This window comes from Herbaspirillum autotrophicum (assembly GCF_001189915.1).
GTDB lineage: Bacteria > Pseudomonadota > Gammaproteobacteria > Burkholderiales > Burkholderiaceae_D > Herbaspirillum > Herbaspirillum autotrophicum.
Map to the genome: position 1 here is coordinate 126,937 of NZ_LFLS01000012.1, position 21,064 is coordinate 148,000.

Annotated in this window: 17 protein-coding genes; 10 read left to right on the top strand and 7 right to left on the bottom strand. The window is 61.9% G+C overall.

Going from position 1 to position 21,064, the window contains the following annotated elements:
- Nucleotide 1 precedes the first annotated feature (1 nt).
- The 8 genes from paaH (at nt 2) to AKL27_RS11655 (ending at nt 9,886) form a co-directional block, all read left to right on the top strand.
- Complete coding sequence (paaH, locus tag AKL27_RS11620) at nt 2-1,537, top strand: 3-hydroxyacyl-CoA dehydrogenase PaaH (RefSeq protein ID WP_050462984.1); 1,536 nt, start codon at nt 2-4, stop codon at nt 1,535-1,537.
- Nucleotides 1,530-2,030, top strand: coding sequence for a hydroxyphenylacetyl-CoA thioesterase PaaI (gene paaI / locus AKL27_RS11625; RefSeq protein WP_050462985.1), 501 nt, complete (start codon nt 1,530-1,532; stop codon nt 2,028-2,030). Before paaH ends, paaI begins: the two co-directional genes overlap by 8 nt.
- 53 nt (nt 2,031-2,083) lie before the next feature.
- Nucleotides 2,084-3,430 (top strand): phenylacetate--CoA ligase PaaK, encoded by a 1,347-nt coding sequence (paaK, locus tag AKL27_RS11630; RefSeq protein WP_050462986.1) that lies wholly within the window; start codon nt 2,084-2,086, stop codon nt 3,428-3,430.
- Nucleotides 3,431-3,482: 52 nt separating this feature from the next.
- A complete protein-coding gene (gene pcaF, locus AKL27_RS11635) occupies nt 3,483-4,685 on the top strand; it encodes a 3-oxoadipyl-CoA thiolase (RefSeq protein ID WP_050462987.1) in 1,203 nt (400 codons plus the stop codon).
- An 83-nt stretch (nt 4,686-4,768) separates the two neighbouring features.
- Nucleotides 4,769-5,548 carry an enoyl-CoA hydratase-related protein gene (locus AKL27_RS11640; protein WP_050462988.1) on the top strand — a complete coding sequence of 260 codons (780 nt, stop codon included), beginning with the start codon at nt 4,769-4,771 and terminating at the stop codon, nt 5,546-5,548.
- 236 nt (nt 5,549-5,784) lie between these two features.
- Nucleotides 5,785-6,291, top strand: a complete 507-nt coding sequence (locus tag AKL27_RS11645; protein ID WP_050462989.1) for a sigma-70 family RNA polymerase sigma factor — start codon at nt 5,785-5,787, stop codon at nt 6,289-6,291.
- A complete protein-coding gene (locus tag AKL27_RS11650) occupies nt 6,288-7,244 on the top strand; it encodes a FecR domain-containing protein (protein ID WP_050462990.1) in 957 nt (318 codons plus the stop codon). The genes AKL27_RS11645 and AKL27_RS11650 overlap by 4 nt, the downstream gene beginning before the upstream one ends.
- Nucleotides 7,245-7,432: 188 nt before the next feature.
- Complete coding sequence (locus AKL27_RS11655; protein WP_198155950.1) at nt 7,433-9,886, top strand: TonB-dependent siderophore receptor; 2,454 nt, start codon at nt 7,433-7,435, stop codon at nt 9,884-9,886.
- Nucleotides 9,887-9,930: 44 nt separating this feature from the next.
- On the opposite strand, the gene AKL27_RS11660 is transcribed toward AKL27_RS11655, so the two are convergent.
- From AKL27_RS11660 to AKL27_RS11685, 6 genes are all read right to left on the bottom strand, one after another.
- Nucleotides 9,931-10,305, bottom strand: coding sequence for a DUF4156 domain-containing protein (locus tag AKL27_RS11660; RefSeq protein ID WP_050462991.1), 375 nt, complete (start codon nt 10,303-10,305; stop codon nt 9,931-9,933).
- A gap of 30 nt (nt 10,306-10,335) precedes the next feature.
- Entirely contained in the window at nt 10,336-13,428 is a 3,093-nt protein-coding gene (locus AKL27_RS11665; RefSeq protein WP_050462992.1) for an efflux RND transporter permease subunit, read from the bottom strand.
- Nucleotides 13,425-14,651 carry an efflux RND transporter periplasmic adaptor subunit gene (locus AKL27_RS11670; protein ID WP_232310974.1) on the bottom strand — a complete coding sequence of 409 codons (1,227 nt, stop codon included), beginning with the start codon at nt 14,649-14,651 and terminating at the stop codon, nt 13,425-13,427. Before AKL27_RS11670 ends, AKL27_RS11665 begins: the two co-directional genes overlap by 4 nt.
- A 22-nt stretch (nt 14,652-14,673) precedes the next feature.
- Nucleotides 14,674-16,158 carry an efflux transporter outer membrane subunit gene (locus AKL27_RS11675; RefSeq protein WP_050463011.1) on the bottom strand — a complete coding sequence of 495 codons (1,485 nt, stop codon included), beginning with the start codon at nt 16,156-16,158 and terminating at the stop codon, nt 14,674-14,676.
- Between the two features lie 11 nt (nt 16,159-16,169).
- Entirely contained in the window at nt 16,170-17,024 is an 855-nt protein-coding gene (locus AKL27_RS11680) for a MipA/OmpV family protein (RefSeq protein ID WP_050462994.1), read from the bottom strand.
- 297 nt (nt 17,025-17,321) lie between these two features.
- Nucleotides 17,322-18,266 carry a 3-hydroxyacyl-CoA dehydrogenase NAD-binding domain-containing protein gene (locus tag AKL27_RS11685; protein ID WP_050462995.1) on the bottom strand — a complete coding sequence of 315 codons (945 nt, stop codon included), beginning with the start codon at nt 18,264-18,266 and terminating at the stop codon, nt 17,322-17,324.
- Nucleotides 18,267-18,546: 280 nt separating this feature from the next.
- Between AKL27_RS11685 and AKL27_RS11695 the strand changes: the two genes are divergently transcribed.
- Nucleotides 18,547-18,942 carry a hypothetical protein gene (locus tag AKL27_RS11695; RefSeq protein WP_050462997.1) on the top strand — a complete coding sequence of 132 codons (396 nt, stop codon included), beginning with the start codon at nt 18,547-18,549 and terminating at the stop codon, nt 18,940-18,942.
- A gap of 152 nt (nt 18,943-19,094) precedes the next feature.
- Here AKL27_RS11695 and AKL27_RS11700 read toward each other — a convergent pair whose 3' ends face one another.
- On the bottom strand, nt 19,095-20,570 hold the full coding sequence (locus AKL27_RS11700) for a metal-dependent hydrolase family protein (RefSeq protein ID WP_050462998.1): 1,476 nt from the start codon (nt 20,568-20,570) through the stop codon (nt 19,095-19,097).
- A gap of 228 nt (nt 20,571-20,798) precedes the next feature.
- Between AKL27_RS11700 and AKL27_RS11705 the strand changes: the two genes are divergently transcribed.
- Nucleotides 20,799-21,041, top strand: a complete 243-nt coding sequence (locus tag AKL27_RS11705) for a DUF6868 family protein (protein WP_050462999.1) — start codon at nt 20,799-20,801, stop codon at nt 21,039-21,041.
- Nucleotides 21,042-21,064: the final 23 nt, after the last annotated feature.

The following is a 21,064-nucleotide window of genomic DNA, read 5'->3' on the forward strand; positions in this document are numbered from 1 at the left end:
CATGAGCGTTGCCCTGCCCCGTTCTGCTACGGTTGCCGTCATCGGCAGCGGCGCCATGGGTGCCGGTATTGCCCAGGTGGCAGCCGCCGCCGGTCATCCGGTGTTGCTGTTCGACACGCGGCCGGAAGCGGTCGCCGCGGCGCTGAAAAACATCCGCGCCATGTTCGGCAAGCTGGCGCAAAAAGGCAAGATGAGCGAAGCCGATGCCGATGCCGCCGGCGCCCGCCTGCAAGCAGCCGACAGTCTGGCCGCATTGCGCGATGCCGCCCTGGTGGTGGAAGCCATCGTCGAAAACCTGGACGTCAAGCGCAAGGTCTTTGCCGACCTCGAAGCAATCGTCGCCGATACCTGCATCTTCGCCAGCAACACCTCGTCGATTTCGATTACCAGCATCGGCGCTGCACTGCGCCTGCCGCAACGACTGGTCGGCATGCACTTTTTCAATCCGGTGCCATTGATGGCGCTGGTCGAGGTGATCAGTGGTCTGGCCAGCGACGCCGCAATTGCGGCGCAGGTATATGGCACTGCGCTGGCATGGGGCAAGAATCCGGTGCATACCCGTTCGACGCCCGGCTTCATCGTCAATCGCGTGGCCCGCCCGTATTACGCCGAAGCCTTGCGCATCCTCAATGAACAAGCCGCTGACGTGGCCACCATCGATGCCGTGCTGCGCGAAGCCGGCGGTTTCCGCATGGGACCGTTCGAACTGATGGACCTGATCGGCCACGACGTCAATTTTGCCGTCACGCAATCGGTATTCCACGCTTACTTTTGTGACCCGCGCTTCACGCCGTCGCTGATCCAGCAAGAGCTGGTGAATGCCGGTTTCCTCGGTCGCAAGAGCGGACGCGGATTCTATCGTTACGAGAGCGACGTCAATGCGCCGCAGCCACATACCGAGACTGCGCAGACCCGCGCCACGGCGCCGGTGGTCGTGCATGGCAAAGGCAAACTGGCACAAGCGCTGGTGGCCCGTCTGGAAACCGGTGGCGTCAGCGTGGAACACGCATCCGCCATCGACAACGACGGTGCCTTGCTCAGTTGCGGCAGCGCCCGCCTGTACCTGACCGATGGCCGCAGCGCCACCGGCCGCGCGCGTGACAATCAACACGCCGATACCATCCTGCTTGATTTGACGCTCGATTTCAGTCAAGCCACCCGGGTCGCCGTGAGCCGTGCCGACCAATGCAGCGCGACTGCATATGCCGCCGTGGTGGCCTTGTTGCAAGCCGCCGGGCTGGCAGTCTCGCGCCTCGACGATGTGCCCGGCATGGCCGTCATGCGCACCGTTGCCATGCTCGCCAATGAAGCGGCCGATACCGTCAATCAAGGCGTATGCACGGTAGCCGACGCCGATATGGCGATGCAAAAAGGTGTCAACTATCCACGCGGCCCGCTGGCCTGGGCCGATGCCATCGGCCTGTCCCGGCTGAGCACGGTATTGGGCCATCTGGCCGCCGGTTACGGCGAAGACCGTTATCGCATTTCCCCTCTCATTCAACGCAAGACCGCCAGCGGAGCATTGTTCCATGTCTGAAATCAACGCCATTGAAGTTCCCGAAGATCCGCAAGCGCTGGCCGACGCCACCGCCAAAGCCATGTATGCGCGCGACAACGCCACTCAGTCACTGGGCATGCAGATTCATGAAGTACGGCCCGGCTATGCACGGCTGTCGATGACGGTCCGTGCCGACATGCTCAACGGCCACGCCAGTTGCCACGGCGGTTTCATTTTCGCGCTGGCCGACAGCGCCTTTGCCTTTTCCTGCAACAGCCGCAATCAGGTCACCGTGGCTTCCGGTTGCAGCATCGAATACCTCGCGCCCGGCGCCCTCAATGACGTGCTGACCGCCGAAGCCACAGAGCAATCGCTGGCCGGCCGTACCGGCGTCTACGACATTCTGGTCAGCAACCAGGATGGCAAACGGATCGCCCTGTTCCGCGGCAAGTCGTATCGCATTAAAGGCGAAGTGATCGCCGGCATGGCAGCAGCCGGCGCGGGCGCAATCGAGCGCGCCAACGCCGCCTGATTTTTTGACATTCAGCAGCAATTCAGCAGTACTTTATTCAGATGGAGACGACCATGCCCCAACGCAGCCCCCAACCCGGTGACCTCGAGTCGATTGAAACCGCCAGCAAAGACGAATTGCAGGCGTTGCAGCTGCAACGTCTGAAATGGTCGCTCAAGCATGCCTACGACAATGTGCCGCATTACCGCGCCTCGTTCGATGCCGCCGGCGTGCATCCCAACGATTTGAACACACTGGCCGATCTGGCCAGGTTTCCGTTTACCGGCAAGAAGGATTTGCGCGACAACTATCCGTTCAACATGTTTGCGGTACCACGTGAACAGATTTCGCGGATTCACGCCTCCAGCGGCACCACCGGCAAACCAACCGTGGTCGGCTATACCAAAAATGACATCGACACCTGGGCCACCGTGGTAGCCCGTTCAATCCGCGCCGCCGGTGGCCGCGCCGGCGATCTGGTGCATATTTCCTACGGCTACGGCCTGTTCACCGGCGGCCTCGGTGCCCATTACGGCGCCGAAAAACTCGGCTGCACCGTGATCCCGATGTCGGGCGGCCAGACCGAAAAGCAAGTGCAACTGATTCAGGATTTCAAACCCAGCATCATCATGGTGACGCCATCCTACATGCTGAACATCATCGAAGAATTCCAGCGTCAGGGTCTGGATGCGGTCGACAGTTCCCTCAAGGTCGGCATCTTCGGCGCCGAGCCGTGGACTGACGCCATGCGCGCCGAAATCGAAGCGCGTGCCGGCATCGACGCGGTCGACATCTACGGTCTGTCGGAAGTGATGGGACCGGGCGTGGCCAGCGAATGCATCGAAAGCAAAGACGGTCCGGTGATCTGGGAAGACCATTTCTATCCCGAAATCATCAACCCGGAAACCGGCGAAGTATTGCCGGACGGGTCCGACGGCGAATTGGTATTCACTTCGCTGACCAAGGAAGCGTTGCCGATCATCCGTTACCGCACCCGCGACCTGACCCGCCTGTTGCCGCCGACATCGCGTTCGATGCGTCGCATCGGCAAGATCACCGGCCGCTCCGACGACATGATGATCATTCGCGGCGTCAACGTGTTCCCGACCCAGATCGAAGAACTGATCCTGAAGATGCCGCAACTGGCACCGCAATATCAGATCACGGTCGGCCGCAACGGTCATCTGGATACGCTGGATGTCGCGGTGGAATTGCGCCATGACGTGCATGCGCTGTCGGACAGCGATGTCAAGGCGCTGGAAGGCGAATTGCAGCATCACATCAAGACCTATGTCGGCGTCACCACCAAGGTCCATGTGCTGCCCAGCGGCAAGATCGAACGTTCCGCGGTCGGCAAGGCCAAGCGCGTGATCGATCAGCGTCCGAAGGTGGTTCACGAATTGCCGGCCGGCGCCGTTTAAGCCGTCTCGATAACCCATCGCGCTTTCTCAAGACACTAGCAAGGAATCTGTAATGAATGCATTTATCTGTGACGCCATCCGCACCCCTTTCGGCCGCTTCGGCGGCGCCTTGGCAACGGTGCGCGCCGATGATCTGGCCGCGCTGCCGATCCGCACTCTGATCGAACGCAATCCGGGCGTCGACTGGGCCGCCGTCGAAGATGTCATCTACGGCTGCGCCAATCAGGCCGGCGAAGACAATCGCAATGTCGCCCGCATGGCGGCGCTGCTGGCCGGCTTGCCGGTCGAAGTGCCAGGCACCAGCGTCAACCGCCTGTGCGGTTCCAGCATGGATGCGGTCGGCATGGCGGCGCGCGCCATCAAGTCCGGCGAAAACGGTTTGCTGATTGCCGGCGGCGTCGAAAGCATGACCCGCGCACCGTTCGTCATGGCCAAGGCCGACAGCGCGTTTTCGCGCGCCGCCAAAATCGAAGACACTACCATCGGCTGGCGCTTCGTCAATCCGCTCATGAAAGCCAGATACGGTATCGATTCGATGCCGGAAACCGCCGAAAACGTGGCACAGGAATTCGGCATCAGCCGCGCCGATCAGGATGCCTTCGCGGTGCGCAGCCAGCAACGCTGGGCGGCCGCACACGCAGCGGGTTTCTTTGACGGTGAAATCGTACCGGTCACGATTGCGCAAAAAAAGGGCGATCCCAAAGTCTTGCGTCAGGATGAACACCCGCGTCCCGACACCACCACCGACATGCTGGGCAAGCTCAAAGGTGTGGTGCGGCCGGATGGCAGCGTCACTGCCGGCAATGCCTCCGGCGTCAACGATGGCGCCTGCGCCATCTTGCTGGCATCGGAAACCGCTGCCAGCCGCCACGGCCTGACCCCGCGCGCACGCGTGCTGGGCATGGCCACTGCCGGCCTGGCGCCGCGCATCATGGGCTTCGGTCCGTCGCCGGCATCGCGCAAAGTATTGGCGCTGACCGGTTTGCGTCTGGATCAGATGGACGTGATCGAACTCAATGAAGCATTTGCCGCGCAAGCGCTGGCGGTCACCCGTGACCTCGGTCTGGCCGACGATGCCGCGCACGTCAACCCGAACGGCGGCGCGATTGCCATCGGCCACCCGCTCGGCGCTTCCGGCGCGCGTCTGATCATGACCGCACTGCATCAACTGGAACGCACCAACGGCCGTTACGCGTTGTGCACCATGTGCATCGGCGTCGGTCAGGGCATCGCCATCATCATCGAGCGCGTCTGATATTGCAGTAACGCACGCCGGCACAACGCCGGCGTGCACACCTCTGCTTTCGTTGTTCCATCCTGATTCCTTTTCTGCCCGCCATGACCGACCACCAAGACATCCTGATATCGCACCCGGCGCCGCACGTCATGCTGATTACGCTGAACCGGCCGCAAGTGCGCAATGCTTTGCGCAACAACACGCTGCGCGAAATCGCCGGCGTACTGAGCGCGCTCGACACTGATGACAGTGTGCGCGTGGTGGTCATCACCGGCGACCACAAGGCATTTGCCGCCGGCGCCGACATCAATGAAATGGAACAGACCGATGCCATCGGCGCGCTGCTCGATGTGCGGCCGCAATACTGGAAAACCATTGCCAACTTCAGCAAGCCGTTGCTGGCAGCGGTCAATGGCTATGCACTCGGCGCCGGTTGCGAAATGGTGATGCACGCCGATATCACGATTGCCGGCAGCGGCGCCAAATTCGGCCAGCCGGAAATCAATCTCGGCACCATCCCCGGCGCCGGCGGTACCCAGCGCCTGATCCGCACGGTCGGCAAACCGCTGGCGATGAAGATGGTCCTCAGCGGTGAATTCCTGAGCGCCGACGAAGCCTTGCGCGCCGGTCTGATCACCGAAGTCACCGCCGATGACCAGGCGCTGGAACGCACACTGGCGCTGGCCGTCACGATTGCCGGCAAGTCGCCGCTGGCAGTGCGGGTGGCCAAGGAAGCCATGCTCAAATCGTTCGAAACCGGCCTCGAAGCCGGTCTCAATCTGGAGCGCAAAGCCTTTTCACTGATGGCCGCCAGTGCCGACCGGCGCGAAGGGATTGCCGCCTTCAAGGAAAAACGGCCGGCGGTGTTCAGCGGTCGCTGAGTTCTGCTGCCCCCTGCTGCCCGCATCCTGCAAGCCGGAACTCTTCGCGATTCCGGCTTTTTTCATTGCGTCACTGACGTTCTTGCGTCATAGCGCAGCATGACAAACGGGCAACAGCAGCGCAAAAGATGTGCAAAAACCACAACCGCGCCTGATCGCAATCGGCAATTGCCAGCCCTCGCGAGTGCCAGTAGAATAAAAACGATTCTCATTCATGAACTGTTTTTTCTGCCCGCATGCTTGCCGCCGACCCCATTCCCTCCACCACTGCAGGTACGCTGTACAGCGAACATCACGGCTGGCTGCTGGCATGGCTGCGGCGCAAGCTGGCGTGTCGCGACGATGCTGCCGAACTGGCGCAAGACACGTTCATGCGGCTGCTGACGGCACGCGAACAGGTTGCCATCCGCGAACCGCGTGCCTACCTGACCACCATCGCCAGCGCTCTGGTCATCAATCACCGCCAGCGCGCCCGGCTTGAACAAGCCTATCTGGATGCGCTGCTGATCACCTCTGAAACCAGCCGTCCCTCGCCGGAAGAGCGCCTGATCGTGTTGCAGGCACTGATGGAAATCGATCGCGTGTTGCAAGCCTTGCCGGCCAAGGCGCGCCAGGTGTTTTTGCTGTCGCAGCTGGACGGCATGATCTACGCCGACATCGCCAGCCATCTCGATATCTCGCTGAGTACCGTCAAACGCCACATGGTGCTGGCCTTCCGGCAGTGTCTGGAAGTGATGCAATGAGCAGCACCACGGCCATCGACGGCCACATTCTGGATGAAGCCGCGGTCTGGCTGATGCGCCTGCATGCCGGCGACATCACCGAAGCGCAACGCCGCGACTGGCAGCAATGGTGCCAGCGCAGTCCGGAACATGAGCGCGCCTGGCAACGGGCCGCGCAGCTCGGTCAAACCCTGTCCGTTATCCCGCCGGCCATCGGCAAGCAAGTCTTGCAGCCGCGCACTTCACGCCGCAAAGCAGTCAAGGCACTAAGCCTGTTGCTGGCAGCCGGACCGGCAGCATGGCTGGGCTATCGTTTGCTGCCGCTGGATGAATGGCGCGCCGACTACAGCAGCAGCGTCGGCCAGCAACGTCGCATCGTGCTCGATGACGGCACCCGCCTGACCCTCAATACCGCCAGCGCAGTGGATGTGATATTCGACCGGCAACGGCGGCAAATCAATTTGCGCCGCGGTGAAATTCTGATCGACACCGCCAAAGACCCGCAAGCCACACCCCGGCCCTTTCTGGTGCAATCGGCGCAAGGCACGATGCAGGCGCTGGGTACCCGCTTCCTCGTGCGGCAATGGCCGCAGGCATCTTCCATCGCGGTATTCGAAGGTGCGGTGCGGATACAACCGGCCACTGCCGGCATTCCCGCGCGCACACTGCAAGCCGGCTGGCAGATGCGCTTTGACAGCGCTGGCATGGACGCGCCGCAAGCGGCTGATGACAGCGCCTCCGCCTGGAGTTCCGGCATGCTGGTGGCGGATCGCCTGCCACTGCGCGCGTTGCTGGCCGAACTTGGCCGCTATCGCCACGGCCAGCTTGGCTGCGATGAGCAGATCGCACAGTTGCCGGTTTCCGGCGCATTCCCGATTGACAATACCGACGCCGCGCTGGCGTTGCTGGCGCACTCGCTGCCGGTGCGCTTGCAGTACCTGACGCGCTATTGGGTCAGCGTGTTGCCGCGCTGATGCCGGATTTTTTAAAACGTGTGAGCCTTTTTCCCGTTTCGATGGGCATGTCAGATAAGAGCAGTTTTTTCTGATCATCGAAAGGGAACACCATGGCACTACCTCGTGCGGGCAATACAACCACGCATCACCACCTCACCACGCGCCGCCGGCGCCTGCCGCAAGCGATCCGGCATGCCTTGCTCGGCATGGCCATCGGTTCCGGCACACTGGCCAGTCTGCCCGCCGGTGCTGCCGATCAGAACCCCGCTCCCGCACAGCAGGCCGCCAAAAGCTACGACATCCCGGCCGGCGCCTTGGGTAAATCCCTTTCCTTGTTTGCTGCCCGCGCCGGCGTACCGCTGTCGTTCGACGGCCGCCTGACCGAAGGCCGGCAGGCGCCAGCCTTGCGCGGCAATTACACGGTCGGCGCCGGTTTCGCCCGGTTGCTGGAAGGCAGCGGCTTGCAGGTATTGCCGCTGCCCAATGGCAGCTACAGTCTGGCCGCCGGCAATGCCGCGCCCGACGCCAATTCAGGCAACGGCAACACTACCCGCCATACCAACGTCAACGCGACCGGGCTGGCGCCGGTAGAAATCACTGCCCAGCGCAGCAGCAGCGACCTGATCCGGCCGACACGCCAGATCAACGTGATCGACCATGACGAACTGACCCAGTTGCGCCAGGGCTCCGACAGCTTCGCGACCTTGCTCAGCAAGATCGTGCCCGGCATGGCCGACTCCAGCCACACGATCACCGATTACGGCCAGACCTTGCGCGGTCGCAACATGCTAGTGCTGGTCGATGGCATTCCGCTCAATACCAATCGCGACTCCTCGCGCAACTTGTCCAGCATCAATCCGGCCAGCATCGATCACGTCGAAGTCCTGCGCGGCAGCAGCGCCATCTATGGCAGCGGCGCTACCGGCGGCATCGTCTCGGTGACCACTCGTGCGGCCGGCAAGGAACCGGTGGCCGAATCGACATTTTCGCTGACCGCGCCGCTGTCACGGCTGGGCAAGGATGGCCTCGGCGGCGAGGTGCAGCATTATCTGTCGGGCCGCACCGACACCATCGATTACGTGCTCAACCTGTCAGCGCAACACACCGGCGGTTCCTGGGATGGCCGTGGTGACCGGCTGGCGCCGGAACCGAGCCAGGGCGACATGTTCGACAGCAACGCCTACGGCATTGGCGGCAAGCTCGGCTTGCGGCTCGACCGCAACCAGCGCCTGCAATTTGCACTCAGCTACTACGATGCCAGGCAAGACAGCGATTACGGTTCCGATCCGGCCGTGGCGAAATTGCCGGCGGGTACGGCCGCCGCGCGTCCGCTCGACGGTTTGCAACTGGCCGACCAGAACCGTATCCGCAATACCCTGTTCAGCGTCGATTATCAGCATCAGGACTTTTACGGCAGCAGCCTCGGCGCCCAACTTTACTACCGCGACTTTTTCACCCGCTTCACGCCGTTCGATGCCCGTGCCGTGTCCACGCGTGGCAACAACGTCGATCAGGTGATGCAAAATTCCTTGGTCTTCGGCGGTCGCCTGACCCTCAACACGCCGCTGACGGCAAGCCAGAAAACCAAGCTTACCTGGGGCATGGACTTCAATCAGGAACGCAGCGACATGCCGGATGACATCTTTGATCCGGCCGCTTATGACGCCAGCGGCGGCAAGGTGTTTCGCAAGATCGGCACGCTGACATACATGCCGGCACTGACCACCCGCAGCATCGGTGCGTTCGCCCAGTTGCAGCATCAGTTCAATGACCAATGGTCGGCCGAAGGCGGCATGCGCTATGAACGCGCAACCGCCGCCTACGACGATTTCACGCCGCTGTCGCAATACCGTGCCGCCAGTCCGCGTCAGGTCAAGGGTGGCACCGTCAGCTATGGTGCATCGCTGTTCAATATCGGCGTGGTGTACAAACCGGTCCGGCAACAAGAGTTTTACGGTTCGGTCAGTCAGGGCTTCCAGTTGCCCGATATCGGCGTGACCATCCGCAACGCCACGCCGGCATTCAATATCAATTCGTCGGCACTGGAACCGGTCAAGACCAACAATTACGAACTCGGCTGGCGCGGTGCATTCGGCGATACCCTGACTTCGCTGGCGGTGTTTTACACCACCTCCCTGTTGGGTGACGTGCAAAGCTTCAACAATGGCCTGATCCTGACCCGCACCAGTGAAAAAATTCTCGGCGTCGAAGGCAGCGCCGATTACCTGCCCGGCGATTCGGCCTGGGGTGGCGGCGCGACATTTACCTGGATGCGTGGCCGCGAGCAAGCGCAAAACAGCGCCAGCGACCAGATCATGACCGGCTATCGGATTCCGCCGCTGAAGCTGACCGCTTATCTGCAGTACAAACCGAACGAACGCTGGAGCAACCGCCTGCAAGCGAGTTATTTCGCCGCCCGCGATTACCGGCTCAACGGCCTGACCGGTTTCGGCCGGCGTGAAGTCAGCAGCTATACCACGGTGGATGCGATCAGCCGCTATGACGTCACGCCCAAGGATACCGTCAGCGTCGGCATCGAGAATCTGTTGAACCGCTACTACTTCCCGGCCTACAGTCAGCTCATGCGCAACAGCAACAACACCAGCCGCTTGCCGGCCGCCGGCGCCGTGCTGAAAGTCAGTTACAGCCACCGCTGGTAAGCCTCTGCCGCCATTTCCGGGGAGCCGCCTGCGGCGGCCCCGGCTTACATCCCCTCACCCGCCGGGCAACGATAAACGTTGCCCGACAGCGTGACATTGGTTTGTTCCTGATGATTTTTACCTCCGGTTTGTCCGGCCCGTTGCGTGATCAGGTACACCACATTGCCGCCCAGCGCCGATGCCTTGTTCTTGATGTCATTGCGGGCGCCGGTTTCCAGATCGGCATTGGAAGTGATCGCACCCAGCAGGAAATTGCCCTGACTGCCGGTGACGTCGCCGAGGAAAGTACAGGCCTTGCCCGGCTCGTTATTGGTCACCCGCACCTGTGACGCCGTCGGATGCATCAGACTGGTCGGCGCACAAGCCGAGATCATTACCGCCGTCACTGCAACAACGACACACACTATCGAAATTTTCATGATTCCATCCCTTCATCAACAATTACACCATCACCAGCGACCCGCCAGTTTCCGGCACCAGTTCCCGACATCTTCCATGTAACTGAACACCGGCCCGATCACCAGCAAGCTCAACAAGGTCGACGTAATCAAACCGCCGATCACGGCCACCGCCATCGGCGATCGGAAGCTCGGATCCGCCGCGCTCCAGCCGAGCGCAATCGGCAACATGCCTGCGCCCATCGCCAGCGACGTCATCAGAATCGGCTGCGCCCGTTTGCGGCACGCAGCCAGCAAGGCATGGCGCCGCGACAAGCCCTGATCGCGGCGCGCCACGATGGCGTATTCCACCAGCAAGATCGAATTCTTGGTAGCGATACCCATCAGCATCACCACGCCGATCAGCGATGGCATGGAAAAACTCTGTTGCGCCATCAGCAAGCCAAGAAAAGCGCCCCCGAACGACAATGGCAGTGCAGCCAGAATTGTCAGCGGATGCAGCAAGCCTTTGAACAGCAACACCAGCACCACGTAGATGCACAACACGCCGATCAGCATCGCCAGTCCGAAACCGGCAAACAATTCATCCATCGATTCGGCGTCACCGCTGGTATTGACTTTGACGCCGGGCGGCAGATGCTGCATCGATGGCAGCGTGCGCAACACCTGCGCCACGTCACCCAGCGGCATGCCCGACAATTCGATTTCCAGGTTGATGTTGCGTTGCCGGTTGTATCGTTCGATCAATGCGCCGCCGCTTTGCATTTCCAGTGTCGCCACCTGTCCCAGCGGCACCGTACCGAGCCTGGCGCTGGGCACCGCCAATTGTTCCAGCGTCTGCAAGTTGGCGCGCGCGGCCGGGTCCAGCTTGACCAGCACCGGCACCTGTCGCTGCGCCAGATTCAGTTTGGGCAAGGCAACGTCGTAATCGCCGATGGTCGCCACCCGCAAGGTATCGCCGATGGCGCTGCTGGTGACGCCGAGATCGGCGGCACGGGCAAAATCGGGGCGCGCAATCACTTCATTGCGCGGCACCCCGGCGCTGGAAGTGACCATCCCGAGTCCGGGCACCTGGCGCAATTCCGCGCTGACGTTTTGCGCCACCTGCTGCAACAACATCGCATCACCGGCCGACAATACCAGCACATATTTTTCACCCGAGCCGCCCAGTCCGACCTTGTACCGCACGCCTGCCAGCAATGCCGCATGCAATACCTCACGCATCTGGTTTTCCAGTACCTGACGCGATGGCCGTGCGCCGCGTGCCTGCAAGCGCAGGGTCAGGGTCGCCTTGTTGATTTCGACATTGGCATCGGCACTCGACTCACCCGCCGTCTGCGCACCGACCACGGTGTAGATGCTGGTGACCGCCGGCAATTGCCGCAAGGCCTGGCGCGCCTGCTCGGCGGCTGCCTGCGTTTGCGCCAGCGTGGTGCCGGGCGGCAATTCCAGCGTGACTTGCGTGAGCGACATGTCATCGGCCGGCAAGAATCCGGTCGGCAACAAGGGGATCAAGGCCAGCGAACCGGCAAAAAATGCCAGCGACGACGCCATCGTCGCCAGCCGATGCCGCATACACCAGCTTGCGAGGCGCAAATAGCGCGCCATCCAGAACGGTTCGCGATGTTCGCCGACAATCGGTTTGAGCAGATAGGCCGCCATCATCGGCGTCAACATGCGCGCCACCACCAGCGAAGCAAACACGGCAATCGATGCGGTCCAGCCGAACTGTTTGAAAAAGCGGCCGACGATACCGCTCATGAACGCCGTCGGCAAAAACACCGCAATCAGGGTAAAGGTGGTGGCGACCACCGCCAGTCCGATTTCTTCAGAGGCATCCATGGCCGCCTGATACGCCGTCTTGCCCATGCGCAGGTGACGCACGATATTTTCCACTTCGACAATCGCATCATCGACCAGAATGCCGACCACCAGTGACAGCGCCAGCATCGAAATCACATTGAGCGAATAGCCCAGCAGATACATCGCGACAAAGGCCGGAATCACCGACATCGGCAATGCCACCGCCGACACCAGCGTGGCGCGCCAGTCACGCAGGAACAGCCACACCACCAGTACCGCCAGCACCGCCCCCTCATACAACAATTGCATCGAGGCGTCGTATTCTTCCTGCACGCCCTGCACGAAATTGAAGGTTTCGTGGAATTCCAGCCCGGTCGATTTTGTCTGCGTATCGGCTTGCAAAGCGGCCAGCACTTTGCTGACGCCACGACCAACATCGATCTCGCCGGCGCCGCGACTGCGGGAAATTTCAAACCCCACCACCGCACGCCCGTTGAGCAAGGCACTGCTGCGCGGCTCGGCAACGCCATCGGTGACGGTGGCGACATCGCGCAGCCGGAGCTGACGGCCATTGGCCAGCGTCAATTCCAGTGCCGCCAGTTGCTGCGCGGTTTGTACCGTCGCCAACATGCGCAACGGCTGCTCGGTACCGCCAAGGTCGGTGCGGCCGCCGGCATTTTCGGTCTGGATCTGACGCAACTGACGCGATATCTCCAGCGCCGTCACCCCCATTGCCTGTAGCCGTAACGGGTCCAGTTGCACCTGCACCTGGCGGCTGACGCCGCCGACCCGGGTCACCGCGCCGACGCCCGGCACCGCCAGCAAGGCGCGTTTGAGTTCGTTATCGACGAACCATGACAAGGCTTCCTGATCCATCGCCGGCGCCGCGCTGCCGGGACGCTGGCGCTGCGCCACCGTATAACCGAGAATCGCCTGACTCGCCAGTTCTTCCTTGCTCACAATCGGTTCCTGGATGTCGGCCGGCAACTCGCCGCGCACACGCGCCACGGCCGAGCGCACATCGTCGGTGGCCTGTTGCAGCGAACGTTCGAGCACGAAGCTGGCGTTGATCAGCACGCTGCCGTCACGGATTTTGGTATTCAGATGTTTCAGGCCCGATACGGTGGCAATCGAATTTTCCAGTTTGCGGGCGACGTCGGTTTCCAGTTGCTCCGGCGCTGCGCCGGGCAAACTCACCGTCACCGTCACGGTAGGAAAATCGATATCCGGGAAATTCTGAATCTTCATGGCCCGCAATGACAGCAAGCCGCCGATGGTCAGCAACACGAACAGCATGGCGGTCGGAATCGGATTACGGATAGACCATGCGGAAATATTCATCGCGGCCCCCGCATGCCATGCACATCCGACAACAGCAGCCGTTGCACCGCCTGGGCCGGCAAGCTTGACGAGGTCGCCGTGGCCGTCGGCGCGATCCGCACCAGATCGCCGTGTTGCAGGAAGGCCGCGCCCTGCGCCGCGATGGCGGCATGCTCCGGCAGACTGCTGAGGATTTCGATGCGCTGGCCGAGACGGCGGCCGGTCGCTACCTTGTATTGATTGACGCGCAAATCGGCGCCGACATGAAATACATAACTGAAACCGTCGCGCAACACGATGGCTTGCTGCGGCAAGGTCACCGCCATGCTGTTGCCGAGTTCAAAACGGCCGGCGGCAAACATGCCGGCTTTCAAGGCCGCCGTGGTGGCTGCGGTGACCGGCAAGTCCACATATACCAGTGCACTGCGGGTCTGCGGATCGAGCGTCGGCGCGCCGGTACGGACGCTGCCGGTGACGATCTCGCCATTGATGCCGCGCACCTTGACCGTCATGCCCGGCTTGATCTGCGCCAGTTCATCCTGATTGACCTGGCCACGCCATTCCAGCCGCCCCTGACGGATCATGCGAAACAGCTCGGCGCCGGACAAGGTGACCGCGCCGACCGTTGCACTACGCGCCGAAATCATGCCGCTGTCGGGCGCCAGCACACGGGTCTGACGCCAGCGCAGCTCTTGCGTTTGCACGCCGGCACGGGCCGCTGCCACGCGCGCCGCAGCGGTTTGCTCGGCGCCCAGATATTGGCTGATCTGCTGCGAACTCAAGGCACCGCTGCCGCCCAGTTCGCGAACCCGGCGGCCATTGGCTTCAGCTTCGGTAGCAGCCGCCTGCGCTTCCAACAGATTGGCGCGCGCCTGCGCCATCTCGGCCTGCACCGTGTCATCGGCAAAGCGCGCCAGCAACTGCCCGGCGCGGACCTGATCACCGACATTGACTTCGACCTGCGCCAGCCGCAAGCCATTGGCTTCGGACCCGATGACGGTTTCCTGCCAGGCGGCGACACTGCCATTGGCATCGATTTCCAGCGCCAGATTATCGCGCTGCGGGCGCACCATGGTGACGGTCATCACCGCCTTGGCCGGGCTGGCTGATTCCGCCTGTGCGCCATGCAGCGCCAGCCACAGTGCGGCAGCGGCAAGCAATACCGCCGCCAGCAACAACCAGCGCCAGCGCGTGATCCATGTCTTCACGCCGGACGATGCCGGCATGGCTATATTGTTCGTCATTGCAATGTTTCTCCCGACAGGCTCAAACGCCCGCCTGTTTGATGATGTGTAGCGGCTCGGCGGCATCGTTCTGCACGGCGTCATCCGCACCGCGCCAGCCGCCGCCGACCGCGCGATACAAGGCCAGCCAGGCTTGCCGCCGCTGCTGCCGCCACGCCACCAGTTCGTTTTCCGCCGTCAGCAATTCGCGGCGCGCTTCATGCAATGCCATCAGACTGATCATGCCGCTGCGGTAGCTGGCTTCGCTGGCCTGCAACGATTGCCGGTAACCATCGACGGCCAGTTCGGCGTCGCGTCCCTGCCAGGTACTACTGTCGAGATTGAGCAAGGCGGTTTCCACTTCACCGACTGCGGTCCGCACCTTGGCCTGATACGCCACCACGGCTTCCTGATATTGCAACTCCGCCACCCGCACCGTTGCCGTATGCGCACCGCCGTCATACAGCGGCACCGACAATTCCAGCGGACCGAGCGACCAGGTGGTGAAATTGTTGCCGGCATTGCCAGTGCGACTGTTGGCAGCGGCAATCGACCCTTTCAGCGTCAGCCGCGGATAGCGCCGCAAGCGGGTACTGTCGATATCGGCGGCGGTCGCCGCGACTTCCCGTTCAGCGGCATAGATATCCGGACGCTGCCGCAACAGCTCGGCCGGAATCGAAGGCACGGCGGCCACGCTCAAGGCCGCCATGTCAGGCGCCACCGCCGGTTGCGCCGCCAGTCGCTGCCGCAATCCGGTTTCTTCGATGGCCGTCAGCACCACCAGTGCCTTGATATCGCTTTCACACTGCGCCCATTGCTGCCGCTCGCGTGCCGCCGACTGCGCCGATGCGGCGTTGGCCAATGCGGCTGCCGCCGGCGCTTGCATGCCGACGTCCACCAGTCGCGCCGTCAAACCGGCAGTGGTGCGGCGCGACTCATCATCGGCTGCGGCCACTGCCAGCAGTTCGCGGCAACTGCGCCAGTGGTAATAGCGGCCCGCCACTTCCGCCGCCACCGAGACCCGTGCCGCATGCCATTGCGTGCGCGTGCCGAGCAGGCGTTCCTGCGCCGCATCGCGCTCGGCGCGGCGACCACCGAATACATCGATTTCCCATGAGGCTTCCAGCGCTGCCTGCGATACGGTCGCCAACTGGCCGCCGGCACGGCCGACCTGCCGTGCCGATTCACGCGTGACATTGCCGGTCGCCTGCAACGCCGGTCCCAGTGCGGCACCGGCGGCAACGCCGGTAGCCCGCGCCTGTGCAATGCGCACGCGGGCCGCCGCCAGATCGGGGCTGACCTCCTGCGCTGCTGCAATCAATTGCGGCAACAAGGCATCCCCCTGTTGCTGCCACCATTGCGTGAGATCGCTGATACGGCCGTTATGCGGCAGCGGCGCCTGCCAGGCATCGACCACGCCGGGCGTGGCCGATGGCGGTTGCGATGGCACCGCTGCCGCGCATGCCGTCAACAGCAACACGACACTGCACAGGATCACCGCTTGTAGCCCATTCTCCGGCTGCTTCATGCCGATCCATTTCAATAGCTGTAGCTGACAAAGATCGCCGCGTTGGGCGACACTTTGCGTTTGACAATCGGACTCTTGCTGGCATCGCCGGTCAGACCGACCGCGCCGACCAGGCTGGTCACGCTCCAGTTTTTGTCTAACTGATGGACCCAGCTCAGTTCCGTGCTGACCGCATACAAACCCGACTTGGGCTTGTATGCAGCAAACCCGGAATTACCCGATTGCACCGCCGTCACGCCGTAATAGGTTTGCAGATACTTGCTGTCACCGATGCTGGCCGTCACGCCCAGCGACAGCGTGTCAGCCTTGGTTTCATACAGCGTGCCGGCAGCACCGAGATGGATCGCGGTACCGTTGGTGCGCTGCGACAACGGCGTTTCCACCATCGCCGACAAGCTCAGCCATTTGGTGAGGGTGTAGCTGGTGCTGAGCATGGCGGTAAACGACCCCTTGATATCGCCCATGCCCTTGAGCTTGTCGCTGCCGCTGTTGCCGGTGAATGTGCTTTCCTTCTTTTCCTTGCGCTCGCCACGATAGCCGACTGCCAGGCTGTATTGCAAGTCACCGGTCTTGCTGCCCCAGCCGATGCCGCGCGTGGTGCTGGCATAGAAACCGTTCTGCATCTGATAGTCGATACCGAGCACCGGCCCCACCACATTTTCATCCGAGCCCGAATAACGCGAGGTCAGGCCGACGCCGGCGCCCAGGCGCAGGGTATTGCCCTCGGCTTCTTCCGCGGCTTGCGCCGGCAGGCAAATCAATGTGCCAGCGGCCAGCAATGCAGCGGTGGTGACGCGTAATGCATGCAAATGCGCAGGCAGACGACGTCCGCCGTGCGCACGGTTTGAAAGCAGAATTTTATTCATGATCGAGTCCTGTCCGAATTGAGAAAGCGCTGCGGCGACACAGGTGTGCACCGGCTGGACTCGAAGTATCGACGAGCGAAATGAAGATAATCTGAGGCTAAGATTAAGTTCTCATGAAGACAGAAAACCCCGGATCAGGCGCGCGATTGCGGAAAGGGAATTGGCGTGGCGGCGACTGAAGATTCAGTGAAGAATCGATGAAGAACAACTGAAGAGTGAATGAAGTTTGACTGAAGCCTGACTGCCGGCAGATGATTCGACTGCATGCCGGACGCGTGGCCGGCATGCCGCTCTGGTTTATTGCAGATGCTGTTTCCTGGCGACCAGCGCCAGCAATTCCAGCAACAGCTGATCGCGCTCGCGCGACAATTCCGGAATCGAGGCACTGCCGGCTTCGGCCAGCGTCCCTTCCAGAATCACTTGCTTGAGCTTGTCGTCCAACTGCGGCGCACCGAGCGCATCCCACCAGCTTTGCACCGGACCGCCTAAATGATCGAGGAAGTGCTGCATGCCACCGGCGCCGCCGGCCAGATGGAACGTCAGCGATGGTCCCATCAGGGCCCAGCGCAAGCCCGGCCCGTAGGCCACCGCGGCATCGATGTCGGCCACGCTGGCAACACCTTCGGCGGCCAGATACGCGGCTTCACGCCACACCGCAGCCTGCAGGCGGTTGGCCACATGGCCGGTGACTTCCTTGCGGATATGAATCGCATACTTGCCGATGCTGCGATAAAAATCCATGGCCTGGGCAATCTGATCGGCCCCGGTCTTGCCGCCGCCGACCACTTCCACCAGCGGCAACAGATGCGGCGGATTGAACGGATGTCCGATCAGGCAACGTTCCGGATGACGACAGTCGCGTTGCACTTCACTCATCACCAACCCTGAAGAACTCGATGCGATGATCACATGCGGCGGCAGAATGGCATCCATGTGCGCAAACAATTCCTGCTTGTGCGCCAGCCGTTCGGGTCCGCTTTCCTGCACAAAGTCGGCACCGGCCAGCGCCGCATCGGCATCGCTGAAGAACTGCATGCGCGCCGGTGACGCGCCTGCGGCCAGTCCCAGTCGCTCCAGGTCGGGCCAGGCATTGGCAATGAAATCACGCACGAAGGCTTCCGCATTCGGTGCCGGATCGGTCACGGCGACATCGAAACCGCGCGCCAGAAAATAGGCTGCCCAACTGGCGCCAATGGTGCCGGCGCCGACCACTGCTATACGTTTGATCTTTATCTCTGACATGATTTTCCTGTTGATATCGGCAACGTTGCCGCCGGCAAAAGCGCCGTGGCATAGTCAATTGTCTGGCAAGTCTAATACGGAATATGGCTGCTTACACGACGCCGCATGAAAACAGGCAAGCGACAGCGATGCATCTGGCCATGGTCGCCGGCCCGGTTCGTGTAATATACCTTCACGTTGTGTATCAGGTCAGCCCTGCCGGCATGCAGCAATACGCACTGTCAGGCAGAACCGGGCCCGGTTGCAATGCCATTTTTGCCAATATATGGGAGTCAATAATATGATCAAACGAAATGCCCCGAAATTTTCCGTTGTGTTGCGTGCAAGCCTGCTGTCGCTGGCGCTTGCCGCTGCAGCCAGTCCGCTGACGGCAGCGGCACAAAGCAATTTGGGCTTTCTCGCCAACACTCCCCTGACATCGCTGAACAAGACGCAGATCAAGTCGTTGACCGACGCCATCAAGAGTTCCCTTGAGGCAGGAGCGAATGGGCAGACAGCCGAATGGAGCTCAGGCAAGCCGCAAGGTCCTGCCGCCAAGATCACGCCTCACTTTACCGATAACAAACCGCCGTGCGCGATCGTCATTCTGGAACTCACGGCCAAGGGCGTGACCCAGAATTCCAAGGTGCCTTACTGCCAGAATGATAAAGGCGTGTGGACACTGGTCAAGCGCTAGGAGCTGTCAACCCGATTGCACACGGCAGCGGCGACGCTCATTCGGAAATGTCATTTCCGGCGTCATCGCTGCCGCAATCAGCGCATCAACAGTCATTACCTGCCGCCGCTGCAACATCTGTCCGCAGCCAGCGGCCGCTTTCAGACCCCATCTCACAGCGTGTTTTTGTACACTTTCCCATCCTTCATGATCAGGCGCAGATTGCGTTCGGGGTCGGCCACGAAATCCAGTGAGCTGGCAGGATCGCCGTCGGCCACCAACAGGTCGGCAAAGGCGCCGGGGGCAATTCGTCCCAGCGCGCGCGGATACGGATTGCGTTGCCCCGCCAGCGCCAGCAGTTCGCCATTGCGGCCGGTGGCCTGAGCCAGCAACGTCAACGGGTCGTAAAAGCGTGTCAGCTTGGCCAGTTGCCGGCCTTGCGTCACGGTGTTTTTCGGATTGAATAAAATGTCGGTGCCCCAGCCGGTCTTGATGCCGTACTTCTGCGCCATCTCATACGCCTTGACGGTGCCCTGACTCACCTGCTGCTGGCTCGCGCGCCGTGCTGCATCGGGGTAAACGTTGCTGTCCTCATCTTGCAGAAACGGCTGCAGGCTCCACCAGACACCCTCATCCCGCATCATGCGTACGCTTTCCTCGTCCGCCAGCTGACCATGTTCGATACTCTTGACGCCGGCCTTGATCGCGCGCTGGATGCCTTTCGGGGTGTACACGTGGGCCATCACATAGGTGTTCCAATCGGCGGCAGCCTCAACACCGGCGCGCAGTTCGCGCTCCGAAAACTGTATGCTGTCGAGCGGATCATAGAGCGAAGCAACGCCGCCGCCGGCCAGCATCTTGATCTGCGATGCACCCAGCATCAATTGTTCGCGCACCCGGCGCAGCACTTCGTTTTCGCCATCGGCGATCATCGCCACGCCGGTGCTCTCGACCAGACTCAGCGGGCCGTTGGTGGCACGCGGAATCTCGCTGCGCAGGCGGAAGTCGCCGTGGCCGGAAGTCTGTGAAATCATGGCGCCGCTGGGATAGATGCGCGGTCCGCTCACCATGCCTTCGTCAATCGCGCGCTTGAGCGCGAACACCGGCCCGCCGGCATCGCGCACCGAGGTGAACCCCCGCATCAGCGTGCGCTGTGCCTCCTGTGCCGCCGCCAGATACAGATAACCGAGATCGGCAGTCATCGCCGTGGTTTGTGCAATCGCCGCCAGCATGGCGTGCCAGTGGACATCGATCAGTCCCGGCATGACCAGCTTGTCCTGACAATCGATAACTTGCGCGCCCTCGATTTTTTCTGCCGCCGCCGGCAATGCCGCAATCACCTGGCCTTGCACCAGTACCTGCACGCCACGGCGCACCGCCTGGCCGGAACCGTCGAACAACCGCAGATTGGTCAGCAGCAGCGGCCGCTGAGGCTGCCCGCTCTGGCTGCCGGTTTCACTGACCGCCTGCGCCAGCGCGAATGGCGTCATCATCGCCGCCAGACCACCCAATACCATGCGCCGCGACATATCCGCCATCACGCGTTGGTGCAACACCTGGCAGACGGTACTGCCGCAAGTACATGTCAGTGAATGAACAGATTTCCGCCGGCGCGCCAGTTCGCGCGCATGAGCAACAGCCAGTCCCATATGATCCCCTTGAAGAAGAGAGCACGGCGTCCCGCGCGTGCCCGGTTTCCGGTCAGCAAATCAGCAACGGACTGAATATACCATTCACTGCCGACAGCGCCTGTGCGGCCGGCGGCGCGGTGTCCAAACCCGCCACTTCAGATTGGCGCTTGCCGGCCGCCGCCAGCGTGTATGCTATCTGCTGCAATGCTGTCGTCTGTCCGCAAACACAATACCGTGAGGGGTGCCATGACAATCGCTGCGATCAGGGAAGTTCTGCTGTGGTGCGTGTTGATCAACTATGCCCTGCTGCTGCTCTGGGCCGGCATTTTCATTTGGGCCCACCATTGGATGTACCGCCTCCATACGCGCTGGTTCCAGCTCTCGGTGGCGACTTTTGATGCCATCAATCTGGCCGGCATCATTTACTACAAACTCAGCATCATCCTGTTCAATCTGGTGCCGTTGCTCGCGCTTTACTTGTCTGCATAGCGGTTCGCGACGAACCTGCTCCG